This window comes from Brevundimonas sp. (assembly GCF_031412435.1).
In the GTDB taxonomy this organism is placed as follows: Bacteria; Pseudomonadota; Alphaproteobacteria; order Caulobacterales; family Caulobacteraceae; genus Brevundimonas.
In genome coordinates this window covers 24060-47995 of the sequence record NZ_JANODA010000086.1, presented here as the reverse complement: position 1 = coordinate 47995, position 23936 = coordinate 24060, and the positions used below count along the sequence as shown (strand labels likewise).

The following is a 23936-nucleotide window of genomic DNA, read 5'->3' as shown; positions in this document are numbered from 1 at the left end:
ACTTTTTTGCGGTTCGACTATGCGGCTTCGGCGGTCTTGGGGGCGTGCAGCCAGGCCATCCGCTCGCGCAGACCCTTGCCGACCGACTCGATCAGGTGCTCGCTGTCGGCCTTGACCAGGGCGTCATAGGCGCCCTTGCCGGCTTCGTTCTCGGCGATCCATTCGCGGGCGAAGGTGCCGTCCTGGATCTCGGTCAGGATCTCCTTCATGCGCGCGCGGGTCTCGGCGTTGATCACGCGCGGGCCTGAGACGACCGAACCCCATTTGGCCGTCTCCGAGATGAACTCGTTCATCTTGGTGATGCCGCCCTCGTAGAACAGGTCCACGATCAGCTTCAGCTCGTGCATGCATTCAAAGTAGGCGATCTCGGGCTGGTAGCCGGCCTCGACCAGGGTGGTGAACCCGCCCATGACCAGTTCCTTGGCGCCGCCGCACAGGACGGCCTGTTCGCCGAACAGGTCGGTCTCGGTCTCTTCCTTGAAGGAGGTTTCCAGCAGGCCGCCGGTCGCGCCGCCGATGCCCTTGGCATAGCCCATGGCCCGGTCGCGGGCCTTGCCCGACTTGTCCTGCTCGACGGCGAACAGGGCGGGGACGCCCCGGCCGCGCGCATACTCACGACGGACCAGATCGCCCGGCCCCTTGGGCGCCACCAGGATCACGTCCATGTCGGCGCGCGGCTGGACCCGGCCGTACAGGATCGAGAATCCGTGGGCGAACAGGATGGCCGAACCCTTCTTGGCGTTGGGCTCGATGATGTCCTTGTAGATCTGCGCCTGGGCCATGTCGGGCGTCAGGATGGCGATGATGTCCGCCCCTTTGACGGCCTCCGAGGGCTCGGCGGTCGGCACACCGTCGGCCTGGGCGTTCTTCCAGCCCTTGCCGCCGTGACGGACGCCGACGACCACGTCGTGGCCCGAGTCCTTCAGGTTCTGCGCATGGGCGCGGCCCTGCGAGCCATAGCCGATGACGGCGATGCGCTGGCCGGCGATGACGCCGGGACGGATGTCGTCGTTGGTGTAGATTTCCATGGCTCAGGCTTCCTCGGTTTGGCGAGTTTCCGCACGGACTTGGGCCGGCGGCGGGTTGGGAATGGTGACGGCGCCCTGGGCGGCCGAGGCCACCGAAGCGCGGTATTTGGCGAAGACACCGGTCGCGGCATTCAGCGGCGGGGCGGTGTGAGCCGCGCGACGCGAGGCCAGGTCAGCGGCGACGTCGATGCGACGCGCGGTGACGTCGATGGTGATTCTGTCGCCGTCGCGGATCAGGCCGATCGGGCCGCCCGCCGCCGCTTCAGGAGAGACATGCCCGGCGACGAAGCCGTAGCTGGCGCCCGAGAACCGGCCGTCAGTGATCAGGGCCACGTTGTGGATGCCCCTGCCCTTCAGGGCGGCGGTGACCTGCAGCATCTCGCGCATGCCCGGGCCGCCCTGCGGACCCTCGTAGCGGATGACGATGACGTCGCCCTCGCCGACCGAACCGTCCTGGACAGCGTGGAAGGCGTCTTCTTCCGAGTCGAACACGCAGGCCGGGCCTTCGAACCGGTCGACCTTGTGGCCGGTCAGCTTGATGACGGCGCCGTCCGGCGCGATGTCGCCATAGATCACGGCATAGGAGCCGCGCGGGCTGAACGGCTCAGCAACCGTCGAGACGACCTGCTGGCCCGGCGTCTCCTCTGCCTCGGCGGCCTCGGCGAACAGGCTGCGGCCCGAGACGGTCGGCGCGTTGACCAGCTTGCCGGCCTCGGCCAGACGCTGGGTCACCAGTCGGGTGCCGCCCGAGGCGTACAGGTGCGAGGCCAGGAACCGTCCGCCCGGCTTCAGGTCGCAGATGACCGGCGTTTCCTCACAGGCGGTGTTGCAGTCCTCGACCCCGAACTCGATGCCCGCCTCAATGGCGATGGCGGTCAGATGCAGGACGGCGTTGGTCGATCCGCCCGAGGCCGAAACCGCCGCCGCCGCGTTCTTCAGCGAGGCGCGGGTAATGTACTTGCGGGCCGTGTCGCCGGCGAAGACGCGCTCGACGATCAGCTCGCCGCAGCGATGTCCCTGGGCGCCCTTCATAGGATCGACGGCGGGCACGTCGTTCGCTCCCATCGGCGACAACCCCATGACCGACAGGGCCATGGCCATGGTGTTGGCCGTGAACTGGCCGCCGCAGGCGCCGGCGCCGGGGCAGGCCGCGCTCTCAACCCTCTTCAGCTGATCGTCGTCGATGGTCCCGGCGCCGTGCGCGCCGATGGCCTCGAACACGTCCTGGATGGAGATCTCCTTGCCGCCGATGACGCCCGGCATGATCGTCCCGCCGTAGTAGACCAGACCCGGGATATCCATCCGGGCCAGCGCCATGGCGGCGGCCGGGATGGTCTTGTCGCAACCGACGATGCAGACGACGCCGTCCAGCTGATGCCCCTGAACGGCCAGCTCGATCGAGTCGGCGACAACCTCGCGGGAGATCAGCGAGGCCTTCATGCCCGGCGTGCCCATCGAGATGCCGTCGGTGACGACGATGGTGTTGAAGTCAATCGGGAAGCCGCCGGCCGCGATGATGCCGGCACGAACGTCTTTCGCCAGACGATCCAGGTGCATGTTGCACGGCGTCACGGACGACCAGGTGTTGACCACCGCGATCATCGGCTTTTCGAAGTCGGCGTCGTCCATGCCGGCGGCCCGCAGATAGCTGCGGGCCGCGGCGCGGTTGGCTCCAGCGGTCACGACGGCGCTTCTTCGCTGAGGCGAAGGCGACGTGTCTTCCGGGGTGAAATCTTGCGTCATTGTCTTAAGGCGTTCCGAGAGAGGTCCCGGATCGGCGCAACAAAAAACCCGCTTCCTTTCGGGAGCGGGTGGCTGCGTTCGATCCTGATTTTGCTTGGGTTCAGGTCAGTTGCATCCACGCCGCTCCGGAGAGCAGGCCAAGGAGTACGCTGACAATAAGGGTGGTCAGGGCGGCAGGCGTGATCACAGGCCTCGGCGCAGCGACGGCGCGGGCCGGGTGGCGGTTCGAGGCATGACGGTTCGGGTGACTCACGGCCGGCTCCTGATTACCTGTGCATAGGACCAGAAATCTCGGCGCTGCACAAGGCGTTCTGGAAAAAACTTCCAATTTTGGCGGCCTAAGGCGCCCGGAGGGGTATTTCCACCCTCCGGGACCGCTCAGCGGCCGAAAGTCACTGTCTGGGCCGCGCTGCCGGGTCGAAACACCACAGTCCGGGTCACGCCCGCCACGCGGATGTTGACCTGCTGTTCCTGATCGTCGTGGACGCCGGGGAAGAAGTCGAGATCGACCCGGACGGTGCGCACTGCGGCGCCGGACGGCCCGCTGCCGACGTAGTCGACCCGGATATCGTCTGCGGCCAGATCGGTCTCGGCATGGTCTAGATCGATGCGGGCGCCGTCCAGCTCCAGCCGGAACCGGCGGTCCAGATGCTCTTCCAGCGCGGCCACCGCGTCCGGATCGTCCAGAGTCGGCTGGGCGTCAGGAGCGACCGTCACCAGCGCGGGCTCGACGTCATGGGCGGCGAAGCGGTGGGACACGGTGACGACTCCGGTCCTGGGATCGACCTCGATCACGGTAAGCCCGGAATGGCCGCGATGGGCCAGGACCGGCGTGGCCAGAACCAGGCCGGCGACGAGGCCGGCCAGAAAGGTGCGGCCCCTCATCGCGCCGCCGGCTGTGGGCGCAAGCTGTCGGGCGTCACCCGGCGGTCGTCGTCACGCATCCGGTTGGCCCCCTGCGGCCCCTGCGGCTGCAGCGGGACCTGGCTGGGCTGGATCGACTGTGGGAAGCCGTTGTTGGCCCGGTTGGCGTCGGCAGTCTCCCACAGGGGATCCACCTCGGCCGAGACCAGGGTCTTTGAAGACACATGTTGCCAGGTCACGCTCCGGCTGTTGCGGCGCCAGACCTCGGCCGGGATACGGACGATCTCGTCCGAACCGTCCGACCAGTTCAGCTTCAGGATCACCGGCATCACCAGACCGCCCCGGTTGGAGAAGGTGAAACGATAGACGTTGTCGTCAAACGTCAGGGCCTGACGGCGGTTCGCATCCGCCTCGGCGGCTGTGCGCGCGCTGGCGGCGTCGCGCCGCTGGCTGGCCGTGACGGTGAAGGCGTCGGTCTCGTCGTAATAGTCGCGGACCGAGGGATCGCGCTCGGTCACGGTTTCGATGCCGCGGTTGTTGACCACGGTGCGCGATTCCGGCTCTGCATCGAACCGGGCGCGGGCGGCACGGGCGCGGTCCTCGGGGTCGGTTGATTCCAGTGATACGGCGATGACGTTGTCCAGCGCGATATCGACGTGATCGGTCGAGTAGAACCAGCCGCGCCAGAACCAGTCCAGGTCCATGCCGGAAGACTCCTCCATGGTACGGAAGAAGTCATAGGGGGTGGGCCGCCTGAAGGCCCAGCGCTGGGCGTATTCGCGGAAGGCCCGGTCGAACAGCTCGCGGCCCATGATGGTCTCGCGCAGGATGTTCAGGGCGGTCGCCGGCTTGGCATAGGCGTTGTTGCCGAACTGCAGGATGCTGTCCGACTGGGTCATGACCGGCACCTGGTTTTCCGAGATCATGTATTCGACGATCTGACGCGGCTCTCCGCGGGCCGGGAAGTCGGCGGCCCACAGCTTTTCGGCCTGATACTGCAGGAAACTGTTCAGCCCCTCGTCCATCCAGGTCCACTGGCGCTCATCGGAGTTGATGATCATCGGGAAATAGGTGTGCCCCACCTCATGGATGATGACCCCGATCAGACCGGCCTTGGTCCGCTCCGAATAGGTCAGACTGCCGTCATCACCCCGCAGCGGGCGCGGGCCGTTGAAGGTGATCATGGGATATTCCATCCCCCCGACCGGGCCGTTGACCGACTGGGCCGTGGGATAGGGATAGGTGATCGAGAACTGGTTGTAGACGTCCAGGGTGTGGGCCACGGCCTTGGTCGACCAGGCATCCCACAACGGGCGCGCCTCCTTGGGATAGAAGGACATGGCCATCACCACCGGATGCTCGGCGCTGTCCTGCTCAACGCCCATGGCGTCCCAGATGAATTTGCGGCTCGAGGCGAAGGCGAAGTCGCGCACGTTCTCGGCGGCGAAGGTCCAGGTGCGGGTGCCGGAGCGGGCCGGACTGGCTTCGGCGGCCGCGGCTTCGGCCGGCGTCACGATATAGACGGGCTCATCGGCGGTCCGCGCCTCAGCCAGCCGTTCGCGCTGGGCGGCCGTCAGGATTTCGGGATTCTGCAGGGCGCCGGTTGCCGAGACCTGGTGGTCGGCGGGGGCGGTGATGGAGACGTTGTAGTCGCCGAACTCCAGCGTGAACTCCCCGGAGCCGAGGAACTGCGCGTTATGCCAGCCCTCGTAGTCCGAGTAGACCGCGAGGCGGGGGAACCACTGGGCGGCGAGGAAGATGCAGTTGCCGTCCTCCCAGGCCTTGGTGAAACACTCGTAGCCGCTGCGGCCGCCCACGACATTGGTCTCGGGCAGCGGAAGGGTGAAGGCGAGGGTGAAGGTGAAGCTCTGTCCTGTCCCGAGGGTCTGCGGCAGTTCGATTCGCAACATGGAATCGGTGATCGAGAACGGCAGATCCTGACCGTCCTGCCCGGTGACCTTCAGGTCGTTGAAGCCCCCTTCCCACTGCTGGAATCGCTGGACCCGAACCACCTCATTGACGGACAGGGTCGTGTCGCCCCCGACAGTGCGGCTACGCTCGGCCAGCGAAGCACGGCGATAGTTCTGCTGGTCCAGCAGCAGCCAGAGATACTGAAGTCCGTCCGGCGAGTTATTGGTATAGGTTATGGTCTCGACGCCTGTCAGCGACCGCTCCCGCTCGTCCAGGGCGACGTCGATGTCGTAATCGACCTTCTGCTGCCAGTAGCGGTGGCCGGGGGCCCCCGAGGCGTTGCGATAGTCGGTCGGGGTCGGCCAGTCCTCGCCCTCGAACTGGCGAAACTTGTCCTCAAAGGTCCCGACGGTCTGCTGGACCGGACCCTGGCTCACCTGGGCCTGGGCCGCCCCGGTGAAGGCGACGGCCAGCGCCGCGACAAGAAACATTACCCGCATGCGAGACTCTCGAACCAAACCTGAAAGCAGAGATGAACCTTAGAGGCTGTCGGGGGACGCGCAAGCATCGCCGGACCAAAGTCCGGCGATGTCGGGGAATGAGGTTCAGCCGTCGACGAGTTCCTGCAGCATGGGGGCGAGGCGCGCCTTCATCCGTTCGCACTCCTCGGCCGACAGTTTCATGCCCCCGGACAGATCGCGCCCTACGGCCACGCCCATGAGGATGCCGGCCAGTATCCGCGCCCGGATCGGCGCGTCCTTCCCGCCCAGCCATTCGGTGAACGGCTGATAGAAGCACTCGGTCGACAGTTGCTGGACGATCTCCGCCGCCTTGGGCGAGCCGGCCGACTTCAGCATGATCAGCAGCCAAGCCAGATCATCATCCTTGGCCGGGCCATAGACCAGGTCGTCGGCCATCCGCTCGCCGAAGGTCGAGCGGTCGCCTTCCATCAGGTCCTTCCCGTCGCAGTCGTCCAGCACGGCCCGGAACAGTTCTTCCTTGGAGCCGAAATAGCGGGAGATCAGGGCGGGATCGACACCCACATCCTTGGCGATGTCTCGCATCCCCACCTGGTCATAGCTCTCGGCCGCGAACCGTTTGCTGGCCGCGTCGAGAATCGCACTGCGGGTGGCAGCGGCGTTCCGGGGTCGATGGCAAACGGCGAAACTCAATGTGATCTCCAATAACCGTAGGAAAGGTATGGCCATGTCATCGGCTGTTGACAAGAGCGGCCGATGGACACAAGTAAGTCATCAGGCGATGACCGGGACCTCCTCCCCCGTGATGCTGGTCGCGCCCGACAGGGAATTTGCCCACCAGGGAGATTGCGCGCATGCGCAGGCTGAAGATCATTGCCGTGTCCGTCCTCGTGACGGGCGCGCTTTACGGCTGTTCGCAACGTTCGGAGGCCCAGGGCCCGCCGCCCGCCGCGCCGGTCACCGTGGCGGTTCCGCTCGCTGAACGCGTCGTCGACTGGGACGATTTCACCGGTCGATTCGAGGCCACCTCCTCCGTAGACGTCCGGGCCCGCGTCGGCGGCTTCATCCAGTCCGTCCACTTCCGCGACGGCGACTATGTGCAGCGCGGCCAGCTGCTGTTCACGCTCGATCAGCGACCTGCCCAGGCCCAGTTGGCCTCGGCCCGTGCCGCCCTCAATCAGGCCCAGGCGCAACTGACGCTCGCCCGCACCAACCTGAACCGTTCCGAAGGCTTGCTGGCCAGCCAGGCCGTCAGCCAGGCCGAGGTCGACACCAACACGGGCGCGGTCCAGACCGCCGAGGCGTCGGTCGCCTCCGCGCAGGCCGCCGTCCGCGCCCGGCAGCTGGAACTCGAGTTCACCCGCGTCACCGCCCCGGCCTCGGGCCGCGTCTCGGATCGGCGGGTCGATCCGGGCAATGTCATCGCAGGCGGCTCGTCCGCCGCCGACGTTCTGACCACCATCGTCTCTTCTTCACCGATCTATTTCGTGTTCGAAGGCTCCGAAGCCCTGTTGCTCAAGTATCAGCGCGATGCGCGCGCGGGCCGTTCGGCGCCGGTCCGCATCCGCCTGCAGGACGAGAGCGACTTCGTCCGCTCGGGCACGCTCGACTTCACCGACAACGCCGTCGACGCCAGCTCAGGCACCATCCGGCTGCGCGCGGTCATCCCCAACGGCGACGGCTTCCTGAAGCCGGGCATGTTCGCCCAGGCCCGCGTCGCCGGCGCCGGCGCCTATGACGCCCTGCTGGTTCCGGATTCGGCCATTGGCACGGACCAGGCCCGACGGGTGGTCTCGGTCGTCAACGCCGACGGCACGGTCACCCCGACCCCGGTTCAACTCGGACCGCTCGTCGACGGTCTGCGCGTCGTCCGCTCGGGCCTCCGTCCGACCGACCGGATCATTATCGATGGTCTGCAGCGCGCCATGCCGGGCATGAAGGTGGCCCCCACCAACGGCCGAATCGCGCGCCAGCCACGCCCGGAATCCGTCCCGACCACCTACGCCCCGCCAGCCGCGACCGGCACCTCCGCCGGCGCCCTGACGCAATCCGTCACCGTCGGCGACTGAGGCCGGGCGCATGAACATTTCACGCTTCTTCATCGACAGACCGATCTTCGCGGCCGTCCTGTCGGTGTTCATCACCCTGGTCGGGATCTTCGCCTACCCGCTGCTGCCGCTCGCGCAGTATCCGGAGATCGCGCCACCCACGATCACCATCAACACCGCTTACGCCGGCGCCTCGGCCGAGACCCTGGCCGAGACCGTCGCCGCCCCCATCGAGCAGGAGGTGAACGGCGTCGAGGGGATGCTCTATCTGTCCTCGTCCTCGACCTCCGATGGTGCGGTGGCGATCACCGTGACCTTCCAGCCCGGCACCGATCTGGATAGCGCCCAGGTGCTGGTCCAGAACCGCGTCGCCCTCGCTGAACCCCGCCTGCCCGAGGCCGTGCGCCAGGTCGGCGTGATCGTGAACAAGCAGGAGTCTGGCTTCCTGATGATCCTGGGCCTGACCTCGCCCGGGAACGTCCTGAACAACGACTATGTCGGCAACTACGCCAATTCGACCCTGCGCGACCGGCTGCTGCGGATCGAGGGCGTGGGCAACGTCACCATCTTCGGCGGCGGCAACTATTCGATGCGCATCTGGATCGATCCGGCCAAGGCCGCCGCACGCGGTCTGAACGCGACCGACATCGTCGTCGCCCTGCGCGGTCAGAACATCCAGGCCGCCGCCGGCTCGATCGGCCAGCCTCCGTTCGCCACCAACGCCTCCGCCTTCCAGCAGCCGATCCAGGTTCAGGGTCGTCTGTCCAACCCGGACGAGTTCGCCGAGATCGTCATCAAGACCGATGCCGAGGGACGGGTCACCCGCGTCCGCGACGTCGCCCGTGTCGAACTGGGCGCACAGGACTACGGTATCCAGGGCTATTTCGACGGTCAACGCGGCGTCGGCATCGCTATCGTTCAGCAGCCGGGCGCCAACGCCCTCGGCACCGCCGAACGCGTGATGGCGGAGCTCGAGCTCATAAAAGCAGACGCGCCCCAGGGTCTCGAAATCGGCATCCCCTACAACCCGACGGAGTTCGTCGCCGCCTCGGTCGAGTCGGTGCAGCATACCCTGATCGAGGCGATCATCCTGGTCGTGCTCGTAGTGCTGATCTTCCTGCAGTCCTGGCGCGCCGCCATCATTCCGATCGTCGCCATCCCGATCGCCCTGGTCGCCACTTTCGCAGTGCAGCTGGCGCTCGGCTATTCGATCAACTCCCTGTCCCTGCTGGCCCTGGTGCTCGCGGTCGGGATCGTGGTCGATGACGCCATCGTCGTGGTCGAGAACGTGGAACGCTACATCCGCGAAGGCCTGTCGCCCAAGGACGCCGCCTACAAGTCCATGCAGGAGGTCTCGGGCGCCCTGATCGCCATCGGTCTGGTTCTGGTCGCCGTGTTCATTCCGACCATGTTCGTGCCGGGCATCCCGGGCATCTTCTATCGTCAGTTCGCCGTGACGATCGCGGCCGCCTCGGTGGTTTCGCTGTTTGTCTCCCTGACGCTGTCGCCCGCCATGGCCGCCCTGCTGCTGAAGCCACACGACGAGCACGACGAGCACGCCGCACGTCCGACGACCATCCTCGGCAAGGCCCGCTACTATGGCGGCTGGGCCGGTCGGAAGTTCAACGATGGCTTCGACTGGCTGTCGCAGAAGTATGGCCGCCTGACCGCCCGCCTGGTGCGCACGGTCGCCGTGGTTCTGGTCGTCTATGCCGGCCTGCTCGGCCTGACCGCCTGGCGTCTGATCGACACCCCGTCGGGATTCATCCCGGACCAGGATCAAGGCTTCCTGATCGGCGTGATCCAGCTGCCCGCCGGCTCGTCGCTGGAACGCACCAATGCGGTGATGACCAGCGCCCGCGAGATCATCGAGAACACCGAGGGTGTCGACGGCACCGTGGCCTTCTCGGGTCTCGACGGGACGAGCTTCTCGTTCGGCTCAAACGCCGCGACCATCTTCGTGCGCCTGAACGACTTCCATGATCGGGAGACGCGCGAGACGACCGCGACGGCCCTGGCCGGCGCCATCACCGGCGCGGCCCAGGGCATCCAGAACGCCAACATCTTCGTCATCGCCCCGCCGTCCATCCAGGGCCTGGGCACCGGCAACGGTTTTGCGATGATGATCCAGGACAGGACCGGGGCCGGCTACGGCGCGCTGGAAGGCGCGACCTTCGCCATGATGGGGGCCGCAGCCCAGGCGCCGACCGAGGTGCAGCAGGTCTTCTCGACCTACAACACCGCCTCGCCGCGCGTCGAAGCCGACGTCGACCGTGATCGCGCCCTGATGATGGGGGTCCAGCCTTCCGACGTGTTCAACACGATGGGGATCTACCTGGGTTCGTCCTACGTCAACGACTTCAACATGCTGGGTCGCACCTTCCGGGTGACGGCGCAGGCGGAGCCGGCCTATCGCGACGACATGGCCGACATCGCCAATCTGAAGGTCCGTTCGGCCTCGGGCGCCATGGTGCCCCTGGGTTCGGTCGCCACCTTCCGCGAGAGCTCGGGTCCGTCCCGGATCGTGCGCTACAACCTGTTCCCGGCAGCCGAGTTGCAGGGCCAGGGCGCGCCGGGCGTCTCGTCAGGGACGGCGATCGGAATCATGGAGAATATGGCGGCGACCACCCTGCCGCCGGGCTTCTCCTACGAATGGACCGGACTGGCCTTCCAGGAGAAACAGGCCTCCGGCGGCGCGACGATCATCTTCGTGGTCGCGGTGCTGCTGGTCTTCCTGGTGCTCGCCGCCCAGTACGAGGCCTTCACCCTTCCGCTGGCGGTCATCCTGATCGTGCCGATGTGTCTGCTGGCGGCCATGCTGGGGGTCAACGCCCTGGGGCTGGACAACAACATCCTGGTCCAGGTCGGATTGGTGGTGCTGATCGCCCTGGCGGCCAAGAACGCCATCCTGATCGTCGAGTTCGCCAAGCAGAACGAGGACGAGCACGGTCTGGACCGCTGGGACGCCGCCGTCACGGCCGCCCGGACCCGCCTGCGCCCGATCCTGATGACGTCCTTCGCCTTCATCCTGGGGGTCCTGCCCCTGGTGCTGGCCGAGGGCGCCGGCGCCGAGATGCGCCGGTCCCTCGGGGCCGCTGTCTTCTTCGGTATGATCGGGGTGACCGTCTTCGGTCTGCTGTTCACGCCGGTCTTCTATGTGATCTGCCGGGGCCTGGCCTCGAAGATCCCGCAGCGGCCGGCCGCGCCCAGCGTGACCCCGACGACCGGCGCCCCTTCGGACGACGCCATTCACCCCACGCCGGCGCTCACCGCCCCGCGCACGGGAGACGCCGCATGACTTTCCGCCTCCCCCCCCTCCTGACCGCGTGCGCCGCCTCCGCCCTGTTGGCGGCCTGCGCGGTCGGGCCGAAGGCGCCCGACGCCCCTCTCCCCCCCCTCGCGTCGGGCGCCTTCGTGAGTTCGCCGCTCGGGACCGCCGCCGGCGCCACCACGTCGGCCGAGGCCCGCAGCGACTGGTGGCGGCTCTACGCCGACCCCACGCTGGACAGCCTGATCGAACAGGCCTTCGCCCAGAACAACGAACTGGAAGCCGCCGTCGCCAATCTCCGCGCCGTCCGGGCCAGCCTGTCGGAAGCCCGTTCGGGCCTCTTCCCGACGACCGGCGCCTCGGCCTCCGCGACCCGCAGCCGAGCCTCGGCCGCGACCACCCCCGGCCTGCCCGCAGGTCAGGAAGCACCGGAGGTCGATGCCTATTCCGTCGGTCTCGACGCCTCCTACGAGATCGACCTGTTCGGTCGGGTCGCCTCCACCATCCGCGCCGCTAACGCCGATGCAGACGCCCAGGCCGCGGCGCTCGATGTGATCCGCGTCACGGTCGCCGCCGAGACAGCCCGAGCCTATGCCGACGCCTGTTCCGCAAACGCCCAGATCGCGGTCGCCGAACGGACCATCGGCCTGCAGCAGAACACCGCCGACCTGACCCAGCGCCTGCTGGAAGGCGGCGCCGGCACGGGTCTCGATACCGCCCGCGCCCGGTCCCTGCTGGCCTCCACCCGGGCGCAACTGCCGAGCCTGCGAGCCCAGCGCGACGGCGCCCTCTATCGCCTCGCGACCCTGACCGGCGTCACCCCGGCCGAGGCCTCGCAAGCCGCCCGGTCGTGCCAGCGTCCGCCGCAGCTCTCCCAGCCGATCCCGGTTGGCGATGGCGCGGCCCTGCTGGCCCGCCGTCCCGACATCCGTCAGGCGGAGCGCGCCCTCGCCGGCGCCGCCGCTCGGGTCAACGTCGCCACCGCCGCCCTCTTCCCGACCATATCTCTGGGCGGATCGATCGGATCGACGGCGCTGGAGGCCGGCGACCTCAGCGACGACACGTCCTACCGGTTCTCGTTCGGCCCGCTGATCAGCTGGAGCTTCCCGAACATCCTGGCCGCCCGCGCCCGGATCGAGGCCGCCGACGCCCGCACCGACGCGGCCCTGGCGACCTTCGACCAGACCGTGCTTCTGGCGCTGCAGGAGACCGAGACGGCCCTGACCAACTACGCCAACGAACTGGACCGCCGCGCGGCCCTGACCGAGGCGCGGGACCAGGCCGCCAACGCCGCCCGACTGGCCCGCCTGCGTTTCGACGCCGGCGCCGACAGCTTCCTGACCGTGCTGGACGCCCAGCGCACGGAAGCGGCCGCCGAAGCGACCCTGGCCCAGTCGGATGCGCTGGTCACCACCTATCAGATCGCCCTGTTCAAGGCCCTGGCCGGCGGCTGGGATCAGGGCTGAGGCGAACAAAACCGCGAACGGTTCTCAGATCGAGGTCATTTCATGCGCATGACATATGATTTGGCCCCGGATCGGGGAAATCATTTGCGCTGACGGCCCGGCGACGCTTTATATGTTGCCATGCAACAGAAAGGCCCATCCGGACCGCAAGGGTTCGTCGTTCAACCGCGTCGCCTGCCCAAGGCGGAGGCGTCCGTGCGCGTGCAGGATTTCGGCGAGATCATCGTCAAACCGACCGCGGAGAACGTCGAAATACAGGCCGGGCGCTGCACCGACTGCGGCGTGCCCTTCTGCCAGACCGCCTGCCCGCTCCAGAACAACATCCCCGACTGGCTGGGCCTGTCGGCCGAGGACGAGATGCGCGAGGCCTGGCGCATCGCCTCGGCCACCTCGACCATGCCCGAGATCTGCGGTCGCATCTGTCCGCAGGACCGCCTGTGCGAGGGCTCCTGCACCCTGAACCAGTCCGGCTGGGAAGCCGTGACCATCGGCTCGGTCGAGGCCTTCATCGGCGACACCGCCTTCGACAACGGCTGGGTCGAACCCATCCGCCCCCTGCATGAGCGCGGCCAGTCCGTGGGCATCGTCGGCGCGGGTCCCGCCGGCATGGCCGCCGCCGACCGCCTCCGCGAACAGGGCTATCAGGTCACCGTCTACGACCGCCACGACCGTCCGGGCGGCCTGCTGACCTACGGCATCCCCGGCTTCAAGCTGGAGAAGCGCGTCGTCCAGCGTCGTGTCGATCGCCTGATCGACGGCGGCGTGACCTTCATCGCCAACTGCGACGTCGGTACAGACATCACGCTCGCCGAACTGCGCGAGAAGCATGACGCCGTCCTGCTGGCCATGGGCGTCTATCAGGCCCGGGCGCTCCAGGCGCCCGGCGTCGGCCCCGGCTCGACCATCCCTGCACTGGAGTTCCTGATCCACCAGAACCGTCGCGACCTTGGGGAGGCGGACAACGACACCTGGCATCACGCCAGGGGCCGCAAGGTCGTCGTCATCGGCGGCGGCGATACGGCCATGGACTGCGTCCGCACCGCCATCCGCCAGGGGGCGGCCAGCGTCACCTGCCTCTACCGTCGCGACCGCGAGAACATGCCCGGCTCGGCCCGCGAGGTCTCCAACGCCGAGGAAGAAGGCGTCGTCTTCGAGTGGCTCGGCGCGCCCAAGGCCCTGATGTCGAAGGGCGGCTCGACCTCGGCCGTCCGCGCCGCGCGCATGACCCTGTCAGAGCCCGAGTTCGGCAAGCGCCGCGATATCGTCGCCGTCCCCGGCGGCGACTTCGACCTGCCCGCCGACATGGTCATCGAGGCTCTCGGCTTTGAGCCGGAGAAGTTCGCCGCCCATCACGATGAGCTGTCGCTGACCCAATGGAACACCGTGGCCACGGCCCGCTCGGGCTTCGCCACCTCCCTGCCCGGCGTCTACGCCGCCGGCGACGCCGTCCGCGGCGCCTCCCTCGTCGTCTGGGCCGTCCGCGACGGCCAGGACGCCGCCGCCGAGATCGACCGTTACCTGCGTACCCAGACTGAAGAAGCCGCCGCATGACCTGGCTGACCAAATACCAGCAAGACCGCCAGCGCCTGATCGACGCCCATGCCTATGAGCCGTCGTCGGAGAAGGACGCCTGCGGCGTCGGCCTCGTCGCCGCGATCGACGGCAAGCCCCGCCGCGAGGTGGTCGAGCTCGCCATCAAGTCGCTGAAGAACGTCGCCCACCGGGGCGCGGTCGATCCCGACGGTCTGTCGGGTGACGGTGCTGGCCTGATGGTCGAGGCGCCCCAGGCCTTCTTCGCCGAACAGGTCAGGGTCATCGGCCAGACGCTGAAGCCCGGCCCTATCGCCATCGGCCAGATCTTCCTGCCGCGCACCGACCTGGGCGCCCAGGACCGCGCTCGCGCCATCGTCGAAACCGAAGTCCTGCGCGCCGGGTTCACCATCTACGGCTGGCGCCAGACGCCGATCGACCTCAGCGTCGTCGGCTCCAAGGCCGATGCGACCCGCCCCGAGATCGAACAGATCATGCTGGCCGTCCCCGCCGATCTGGCCGACGACGGCGAGGCGCTGGAGCGCGAACTCTACCTGGTCCGCCGCCGCATCGAGAGCGCGGTCGCGGCGGAGAGCGTGCCCGGTTTCTACATCTGCTCACTGTCGGCCCGGTCGCTGATCTACAAGGGCATGGTCCGCGCCGAACTGCTGGACCAGCTCTACCCCGACCTGCTGGATCCGACCTTCCAGGCCGCCTACGCCATCTTCCACCAGCGCTATTCGACCAACACCTTCCCCGAGTGGCGCCTGGCCCAGCCCTTCCGGATGCTGGCGCATAACGGCGAGATCAACACGCTGAAGGGCAATCTGAACTGGATGCGGTCGCACGAGATCCGCATGACGGCCCAGGCCTTCGGAGACCACGACGGCGACGTGAAGCCCGTCGTCCAGCCGGGTGGGTCCGATTCCGCCGCACTGGACAATGTGTTCGAGGTCCTGGTCCGCGCCGGCCGTCCCGCGCCCATGGCCAAGGCCCTGCTGATCCCCGAAGCCTGGGCCCGCGACGAGGGCCTGATGAAGGCCGAGCATCGCGCGCTGTACGCCTACTGCAACGCCGTGATGGAGCCGTGGGACGGCCCCGCCGCCATCTGCGCCACCGACGGCCGCTGGGTCGTCTGCGGCAAGGATCGCAACGGTCTCCGCCCCTTGCGCGCCATGGAGACCCACGACGGTCTGCTCCTGGCAGGGTCTGAAGCCGGCCTCGCGGGCCTGCCGGAAAGCCGCATCAAACGTCGCCTGCCGATCGGTCCCGGCCGCATGATCGTCGCCGATCTCCAGAACGGCGTCCTGCTCGACGAGATCGAGACCATCGACGCCCTCGCGGCCGACCACCCCTATACGGAGTGGCTGGAGAACATGGTCGATCTGGAGCCGATCATCGGCCCAGGACCCGAGCCCCGCGCCGCCACCGGCGAAGCCCTGACCCGTCGCCAGATCGCCGCCGGCTATTCGCGGGAAGACCTGGACCTGCTGCTCGATCCGATGATCAAGGACGGCAAGGAGGCGGTCGGATCGATGGGCGACGACACCCCGCCCGCAGTCCTGTCCGCCCTGCCCCGTCCGCTGGCCCACTATTTCCGTCAGAACTTCTCCCAGGTCACCAACCCGCCGATCGACCCCCTGCGCGAAGCGGGGGCCATGAGCCTCAAGACCCGGTTCAAGAACCTCGGCAACATCCTCGCCGAGGAGGAAGCGCAGACGAACGTCTTCGTCCTCGACAGCCCCGTCCTGACGACCGGCATGTACGAGCGGATGCTTGATGTCGTCGGCGCCGGCTCGACCGTGATCATCGACTGTTCCTATCCGCTACCGGAGGCCGGCGCCCGCCCGGGCGCGGGCCTGCGCAGCGCGCTGGATCGCATCCGCGACGAGGTCGAGGCGGCGGTTCGGGGTGGCTCCAGCCTCGTCGTTCTGACCGACGAACGCGCGTCGGAGATCCGCCTGTCCGTCCCCATGATCCTGGCCACGGCCGGCGCCCACGGCCGCCTGACCGACAAGGGTCTGCGCAGCTTCGTCTCCATCGTCGTCCGCTCGTCCGAGGTGCTGGACCCTCACGGGTTCGCCGTCCTCGTCGGCGTCGGCGCCACGGCCATCAACCCGTGGCTGGCCCAGGAGATGTTCCAGGAACGTCTCGATCGCGGCGCCTGGCCGGGCCTCAGCCTCCGCGACGCCTGCCTGAACTACAAGGCCGCGCTCGAGGCCGGCCTGATGAAGACCCTGGCTCGCAAGGGCATCAGCATCATCTCCGCCTATCGCGGCGGCTGCGAGTTCGAGGTTCTGGGCCTGTCACGCGCCGTCACGGCCGAGTTCTTCCCGGGCGCCCCGTCGCGTATCTCCGGCATCGGCCTGGCGGGTCTTGAGCGGGCGGCGCTGCAACGCCATGCCCAGGCCTGGACCGAGGCGACTCCCTCCCCGGCCGTCGGCGGCTTCTTCCGCATCCGCGCGGGACAGGAAAGCCACGCCCACGACGCCAGGACCATCCACCTGCTGCAGGACGCCTGCAATCGCGGCGACTACAAACGCTTCAAGCAGTATTCCGAAGCCGTCGCGACCCAGCCCGACAACGCGCCCCGTGACCTGCTCGACTGGCGCGAAGGCCTGAAGCCGGTCCCGGTGTCCGAGGTCGAATCCGTTTCGGATATCCGCAAGCGCTTCCTGACCCCCGGCATGTCCCTGGGCGCCCTGTCGCCCGAGGCCCACGGCGTCCTGAACGTCGCCATGAACCGCATCGGCGCCCGCTCGGTCTCGGGCGAGGGCGGCGAGGATCCGGACCGCTACGCCACCCGTCCGGACGGCGACAACATGAACTCGGCGGTCAAGCAGATCGCGTCGGGCCGGTTCGGCGTCACCGCCGAATATCTGAACCAGTGCCGCGAGATCGAGATCAAGATCGCCCAGGGCGCCAAGCCCGGCGAGGGTGGACAGCTGCCCGGTTTCAAGGTCACCGAGTTCATTGCCCGGATGCGTCACTCGACGCCCGGCACGACCCTGATCTCGCCGCCGCCGCACCACGACATCTATTCGATCGAGGATCTGGCCCAGCTCATCTACGATCTGAAGTCGATCAATCCAGACTGCCGCGTGACGGTGAAACTGGTCAGCGCCTCCGGCATCGGGGCCATCGCCTCGGGCGTCGCCAAGGCCAAGGCCGACTGTATCCTGATCGCCGGCCACAACGGCGGCACCGGGGCCTCGCCCCAGTCCTCGATCAAGCACGCCGGCCTGCCGTGGGAGATCGGCCTGGCCGAAACCCATCAGGTGCTCAGCCTCAACAATCTGCGCAGCCATGTCGTGGTCCGTGCGGACGGCGGCATGCGCACCGGCCGCGACATCGTCATCGCCGCCATCCTGGGCGCCGAGGAGTTCAACATCGGCACGGCGAGCCTGATCGCCATGGGCTGTCTGATGGTGCGCCAGTGCCATTCGAACACCTGCCCCGTCGGCGTCTGCTCGCAGGACCCGCGCCTGCGCGAGAAGTTCACCGGAACGGCCGACAAGGTCGTGAACCTGTTCAGCTTCATCGCGGAAGAAGTCCGGGAATACCTGGCCATGCTGGGCGCCCGGACGCTCGACGAGATCGTCGGCCGCACCGACCTGCTGCGTCAGGTGCGACGCGGCGGCTCGCACCTCGATGACCTCGACCTCAACCCCCTGCTGGTCCGCGTCGAGGCGGCCGAGAAGAAGCTGTGGGCCGAGAAGGGTCGGGCCGAGGTTCCGCCGACGCTGGACGCCCGCGTCCTCAACGACGCCTGGGCCTTCCTCGATCGCGGTCAGACCTCGGAGCTGACCTATCCGATCTCCAACGTCATGCGCACCATCGGCGCGGGCGTGTCCTCCGCCATCGTTCGCCGCTGGGGTCCGACCGGTCCGACCGGCGTCCTGACGCTCAAGCTGCAGGGTTCGGCCGGCCAGTCCTTCGGCGCCTTTGCGGCAAAGGGCCTGAAGCTGGAGCTGACGGGCGAGGGCAACGACTATGTCGGCAAGGGCCTGTCCGGCGCCGATATCGTGGTCAAGCCGATCGAGTGGCGTGAGCACCAGCCCGCCATCGGCAACACGACCCTGTACGGCGCCACCTCGGGCCGGCTGTTCGTGGCCGGTTCGGCCGGCGAGCGGTTCGCGGTCCGCAACTCCGGCGCCGAGGCCGTGGTCGAGGGGGCCGGGGCCCATGCCTGCGAATACATGACCGGCGGGCGGGTCGCGATCCTCGGTCCGGTCGGCTGGAACCTGGCCGCCGGCATGTCGGGCGGCGAGCTGTTCGTACTCGACGAAGCCGGCCGCACGGGTCTGGCGCTCAACGGCGACCTCGCCGGCTTCTGCCCCGTCACCGAGGCGGCCGGCGCGCGGCTGAAGACCCTGATCGAGGCGCATCTGACGGCGACTGGTTCGCCGCTGGCGCGGCGTCTCCTCTCGACCTGGTCGGACAGCCTGAAGCGGTTCGTCCGCATAGTCCCGCTGCCGGTCGCCGAGATGGAGCGCAAGATTGACGCCGGCGAAGCGGTCCCCGCATGATCCGGGTTCCCTGACTTTACAGAGGCCTCCCCGCCGATGACGCTCGCCACGCCCACGCTCTTGGCCCACCAGGCGCCGCTCGTCATCGACGGCGCGGCGACGGCGTGGATCCTCGTGTCGACGGCCTTCGTGCTGATGATGACCCTGCCGGGGCTCGCGCTCTTCTACGGCGGCATGGTTCGCAAGAAGAACATCATCGCCACCATCGCCGCCTCCACGGCGTCCCTGATGGTGGTGACGATCCTGTGGTTCATCGCCGGCTACAGCCTGTCGTTCGGCACCTCGGGTCCGGCGACCAACGGCTTCATCGGCGGGCTTCAGGCGGTCTTCCTCGACGGCGTGGGGATCAACACGGCTCACAGCCTCGCGCCCGCCCTGCCTGAATATCTCTGGATCGCCTACCAGCTGACGTTCGCCATCATCACCCCGGCCCTGATCGCCGGCGCCTTCGCCGAGCGGATGAAGTTTTCGGCCAGCCTGCTGTTCTTCGGCCTGTGGCATCTGATCGTCTACGCCCCGATCTGCCATCAGGTCTGGGGCGGCGGCTACCTCGGCTCATGGGGCGTGCTCGACTTCGCGGGCGGCGCCGTGGTCCACGTCAACGCAGGCGTCGCGGGCCTGGTCTGCGCCCTCGTGCTGGGCCCGCGCTACGGCTTCGGGCGGGACAATATGGCGCCCGCCAACCTCGCCTACACCGCCACCGGCACGGGCCTGCTGTTCGTCGGCTGGCTGGGCTTCAACGCGGGCAGCGCCTGGGCCGCCGACGGCATCGCCGCCGTCGCCGCCCTCAACACCATCATCGCGCCCGCCGCCGCCGCGCTGGGCTGGATGGTCATTGAGTGGATCGACAAGAAGCGTCCCACACTTCTGGGCCTGCTCTCCGGCATCGTCGGCGGTCTGGTCGCCATCACCCCCGCGGCAGGCTTCGTCGACCCCAAGGGCGCCTTCCTGATCGGCCTCATCGGCGGCCCCGCCTGCTACGCGGGGGCGGTCTGGCTGAAGCATGCCCTGAAGTATGACGACAGTCTTGACGCTTTCGGCATCCACGGAGTCGGCGGCATCGTCGGCGCCATACTGACGGGCGTCTTCGCCACCACCGCCATCAACGGCGTGGCCGAGGGCGCCGACGTGGTGAAACAGATCGTCGGCCTCGCCGCCGTCATCGCCTGGAGCGCGGTGGGGACATTCGTGGTCCTGATGGTCTGCAAGTTCACCACCGGCCTGCGCGCCACCAAGGACGGCGAGGTCGAGGGCCTCGACTACTCCGAACACGGCGAGAGCATTCACTGACAACGCCGCGTCTCCTCCCTGTCGCGCAGCGATGGGGAGGTGGCAGCGAGCCCTTCGCGAGCTGACGGAGGGGGCGACCGGGTCTCACCGAGCGAGCACCGACCAGCCCTCACGTCACGCGCCGGGTCGCCCCCTCCGTCACGGCGCTGAAGCAGCGCCGCGCCACCTCCCCATTCGCCAAGTGGCGAACAGGGAGGAGAAGGAAAACAGTCAGTCCACCTTCCGCACGTTGTCGTCGGAATTCCGGTCGATCCACTTGTTGTACGGATCCGCCCCCGCGAACGTCGGCTTCGTCGCCGTCGTGAACCGGAACGTCTGCACGCCCGACCGCAGCGGCCGCCGCTCGAACAGCAGCACGTTGCCGGCGTCGAACTCGCCCTTGCCCGGCTCGGCCGAGAACAGGCCGATGTCGAACGTCTCGTTCAGCGGCGCGGCGGTCTCCACGCCCTTGCCGTCGGCGTAGAGTTTGCGCGCCTCGACCGTGAGCGTGACATCCCAGCGGCCGTCGCTGCGCTGGGTCGCCGTCGCCGCCGTGGTCTTGACGTCATAAAGGGTGATCTTCTCGAACAGGTCGGTGATCAGGGCCTGTTTGTCGGCCGGAGCGTTGGCCCGGAACAGGTCGATCAGGTCCGTCGAGCGCGGATAGGGCGCGGACTTGAAGGCATGCGCCTGAAGGAACTGGGCCAGCGCCCGGTTCACATTCGCCTCGCCGATCTGGTCGGCCAGCAAGTACATGACCACCGCGCCCTTGCGATAGTGGATGTACGGCTGGTTCTCGACCCGGTTCAGCGGCAGTTCCTCGATCAGCTCCGTTCCGCGCGAGCGCAGATAGGTGTCGAGCTCGAACTTCAGGAACCGCCGGATCTTGTCCGGCCCATACATCTCCCGCATCACCATCAGGGCCGAATACTGGGCCAGGGTTTCGGACAGCAGGGTCATGCCCTGCATGTTCGCCCCGACCACCTGATGCGCCCACCACTGGTGCGCGAACTCGTGCGCCCCGATGTAGGTGACGTAGTCGATCTTGGTGTCGTCGCTGAGGTCGGCGATGAAGCCGAGGTTCTCGGACCAGGCGAAGGTGTTCGGCATAGACTGGGCATAGGAGCCGTAGGGGAACTCGCTGATCCGCGCCTGACGGAACTGGTACGGGGAGAAGTTGGCCTGGAAATAGTCCAGCGAGTTCTCCAGCGCCGTCATCATCCGGGGCACGTTCCGGCCATGCTGCGCGTCATGGAAGACGACCATCTCCACACCGTTGTGCATCTGCCGCGCGATCTCGTAGCGGGCCGATTGCACCGACAGGAAATAAAGCACCGGGCTCTCGGTCACGAAGCGCATGGTGCGGCGGCCGTTCGCCGTCGTGTCGCTGCGAACCTGGCCTGGAGCGAGCGGCGTCTGATCCGCGTCGGTTGTGACAGTGACGTCCGCGGTGACCCAGTCGGCGCCGATATAGTTCCGGCCCGTCGCCGTCATGTCTTCCAGCTTGGCCGGACGCAGCTCGGCCGGCAGACCGTGCTTGCGGCGCTTCGAGCGGTCCTGGAGCACCCCGGAGCGGTCCATACCGATCTCCGGTGCGAACTCGGCGTTGCTGACGAAAGTCCCGTTGTCGACGATCCGTGTGGTGTTGCCGCTGTTCTTGAAGCCGCGCTGTTCCAGCACCGTGTCGAAGCTGACGGTGCGTCGCTCGCCCGGCGCCATCGGCGTGTCGAAGCGATAGATGCGATAGTCGAACTCGGGCCATTCCCGGACCATCCGCGCGCCCTGGACGGTCAGTGTCTTCATCTGCAGCTCGTCGTTCCAGCGCATGTGCATTTCCGACAGCGGCGCCCCGGTGCGGTTCTCGATCACATAGGTTCCGGTCGTCTCGAGACGTGGCGTGCGGGGATGCAGGTCGAGGTTCAGCTTCACGTCCACCAACGTGGGCTGGGGCGTGGTCTCGAAGCGCAGCAGGGTCTTCTCGTACTGGGCCTGCAGCTTCTCCTGATCGCCCTGGCTCCGATACTCGTTCCAGACGTTGGTGTTGACGTAGATGAAGGCGCCCAGGCCGATGAAGGCGACCAGAGCGAGACCACCGATCGCGCCCGCCGGGCCCTTCAGCCGGTGCGGCAGACGCTTCAGACGGGGCATCAGTCGCGTCTCGGTTCCCCGCCGCCACAGGGCGTAGCCGAGGGTCAGCAGAATGATCGCCGCCATCGTCCAGTAGGCGTCGGTCCAGGCCGAGAAGCCGACGAAATCACCCTGTCCATTGATGTCCGACAGAGGCCCGCCGATGCCGCCGCCATAGCGGTACAGGACGTGGTCGAAGCCGATGTTCCGGGCCACGATCGTGGAGATCATATAGACGACCATGATCGCCCAGCCGACGAACTTGTTGGGCGACAGCGATTGAATGAAGATCGCCAGCACGGCCAGGATGGCGAAGTTGATCGTCTGCGGCACGACGTACCACATCAGGTATTTGTCGAACTCGAAGTCGGTGTAGCCCCTGAAGGTCTGCACCGCGACGCCGGCCACGACGCCCGCGATCGAGATCGAGGCCAGCACCAGGATCAGGGCCAGGGTCTTGGGCAGAAGGAAGGTCCAGTCGGGCGTGGACGAGGCGTCGATGATCTCGTGGACCTTGCGCTCGCGATCCCGCCAGACCAGCTCGCCGGAATAGTAGATGGCCACGATCATCGCGATCAGACCGAACGGCAGGCCGTCGATGACCACGCGCGTCACCAGCAGTACGGGCGCGCCGTAGATCTCGCCGATGAACAACAGGGTCGTGACCGCGAAGGCGAAGCCCAGCAGGATCAGGACGACATAGGCCGGGCTCTTGAACACCAGCGACATCTCGAACGCGGTGCGCGAGGCCAGTCGCGTCCAGCCGGCGGCGAAGCCTTCGGTAGGCGCGGGCAGCGGCCGGTTCGGCGTCACGACGGGCGCGGCGGCCTCGGCCATCTTGCGCAGCTTGTCGGTCTTGCCTTCCTTGGCCCCCCGGATGGCCGGCCGATACAGGGCATAGGCGGCCGCGAGAATGGCGGCGCTGATGCCCAGCCACAGCAGCCGGTTCCACAGGAAGATCCCTTCCAGCGGCACGTTCAGCGTGTTCCGCTCCGCGGCGGTCCAGTATTTGGTGGCCAGGCCGAAGGCGGCGGCGCCGAAGGGCTCGCCCCAGGCCATGGCGGTTTCGAACTCCGGCCTGTTTCCCAACACGCCTGAGGCGGCCAGATACAGGATGAAGACCGCGACCACGCCGACATAGGTCGCCATCATCGACCGGGTTACGGTCGCCAGGCCGAAGAACAGGGCCGAGGTCAGGAAGACGCCCGGCAGGCCCAGCACGAGGTAGTTGTAGAGATAGTCCCACGGCCTGAAGGCCCCGATCGTCTCCTTGTCGACCCAGGGCGCGATCGTGCCCGCGATGACGCCCAGAGAGATGACCGCGAAGCACAGCGCCGTCGCCAGGAAGGCGCCCGTGAACCGACCGTAGAGGTAGTCGAACTTTGTCATGCGGGTGGACTGGACCATCGGCCCGAAACCCGTCTGGACGTCACGCACGACGACGTTGGCGACGATCGCCGTGGTCGCCAGCATGAAGAACATCGACATGATCGCGTTGATGCTGGCCAGGGCATAGGGCGCGTTCTTGTGGACGTTGCCGCCCGAGCCGATGGAGATGTTGTCCGAGGCGGCGACCGACCCGAAGGCGAGCAGGCCAAAGACAATGGCGATGACCCAGAAGGCCGGCTGGCGCAGCTGGTACCGGAATTCGAAGGCGGCGATTTTCCCGAACAT

General features: G+C 67.6%; 13 protein-coding genes. 6 read left to right on the top strand and 7 right to left on the bottom strand.

Going from position 1 to position 23936, the window contains the following annotated elements; genetic code table 11:
- Positions 1-17: 17 nt before the first annotated feature.
- The 6 genes from ilvC to RMO01_RS17160 form a co-directional block, all read right to left on the bottom strand.
- Entirely contained in the window at positions 18-1028 is a 1011-nt protein-coding gene (ilvC, locus tag RMO01_RS17185; protein ID WP_309630287.1) for a ketol-acid reductoisomerase, read from the bottom strand.
- A gap of 3 nt (positions 1029-1031) precedes the next feature.
- Positions 1032-2771, bottom strand: coding sequence for a dihydroxy-acid dehydratase (locus RMO01_RS17180; protein ID WP_309630286.1), 1740 nt, complete (start codon positions 2769-2771; stop codon positions 1032-1034).
- Between the two features lie 100 nt (positions 2772-2871).
- Positions 2872-3024, bottom strand: a complete 153-nt coding sequence (locus tag RMO01_RS17175; RefSeq protein WP_309630285.1) for a hypothetical protein — start codon at positions 3022-3024, stop codon at positions 2872-2874.
- Positions 3025-3149: 125 nt separating this feature from the next.
- The gene (locus tag RMO01_RS17170) at positions 3150-3656 is read right to left on the bottom strand and encodes a DUF6702 family protein (protein WP_309630284.1); all 507 of its coding nucleotides are present in this window, start codon (positions 3654-3656) and stop codon (positions 3150-3152) included.
- The gene (locus RMO01_RS17165; RefSeq protein ID WP_309630283.1) at positions 3653-6046 is read right to left on the bottom strand and encodes a M1 family metallopeptidase; all 2394 of its coding nucleotides are present in this window, start codon (positions 6044-6046) and stop codon (positions 3653-3655) included. Before RMO01_RS17165 ends, RMO01_RS17170 begins: the two co-directional genes overlap by 4 nt.
- A gap of 105 nt (positions 6047-6151) precedes the next feature.
- Entirely contained in the window at positions 6152-6718 is a 567-nt protein-coding gene (locus RMO01_RS17160) for a TetR family transcriptional regulator (RefSeq protein ID WP_309630282.1), read from the bottom strand.
- Between the two features lie 161 nt (positions 6719-6879).
- Between RMO01_RS17160 and RMO01_RS17155 the strand changes: the two genes are divergently transcribed.
- From RMO01_RS17155 to RMO01_RS17130, 6 genes are all read left to right on the top strand, one after another.
- The gene (locus RMO01_RS17155; protein WP_309630281.1) at positions 6880-8094 is read left to right on the top strand and encodes an efflux RND transporter periplasmic adaptor subunit; all 1215 of its coding nucleotides are present in this window, start codon (positions 6880-6882) and stop codon (positions 8092-8094) included.
- A 10-nt stretch (positions 8095-8104) separates the two neighbouring features.
- On the top strand, positions 8105-11371 hold the full coding sequence (locus tag RMO01_RS17150; protein ID WP_309630280.1) for a multidrug efflux RND transporter permease subunit: 3267 nt from the start codon (positions 8105-8107) through the stop codon (positions 11369-11371).
- Positions 11368-12807, top strand: coding sequence for a TolC family protein (locus tag RMO01_RS17145; protein WP_309630279.1), 1440 nt, complete (start codon positions 11368-11370; stop codon positions 12805-12807). Before RMO01_RS17150 ends, RMO01_RS17145 begins: the two co-directional genes overlap by 4 nt.
- A gap of 120 nt (positions 12808-12927) precedes the next feature.
- On the top strand, positions 12928-14358 hold the full coding sequence (locus RMO01_RS17140) for an NAD(P)-dependent oxidoreductase (protein WP_309630278.1): 1431 nt from the start codon (positions 12928-12930) through the stop codon (positions 14356-14358).
- A complete protein-coding gene (gltB, locus tag RMO01_RS17135; protein WP_309630277.1) occupies positions 14355-18866 on the top strand; it encodes a glutamate synthase large subunit in 4512 nt (1503 codons plus the stop codon). Before RMO01_RS17140 ends, gltB begins: the two co-directional genes overlap by 4 nt.
- 36 nt (positions 18867-18902) lie before the next feature.
- Positions 18903-20156: an ammonium transporter gene (locus tag RMO01_RS17130; protein WP_309630276.1), complete on the top strand. Its 1254-nt coding sequence runs from the start codon at positions 18903-18905 to the stop codon at positions 20154-20156.
- A gap of 210 nt (positions 20157-20366) precedes the next feature.
- Here the strand turns inward: RMO01_RS17130 and RMO01_RS17125 are convergent, their stop codons facing one another.
- On the bottom strand, positions 20367-23936 hold the full coding sequence (locus RMO01_RS17125; protein ID WP_309630275.1) for a M1 family aminopeptidase: 3570 nt from the start codon (positions 23934-23936) through the stop codon (positions 20367-20369).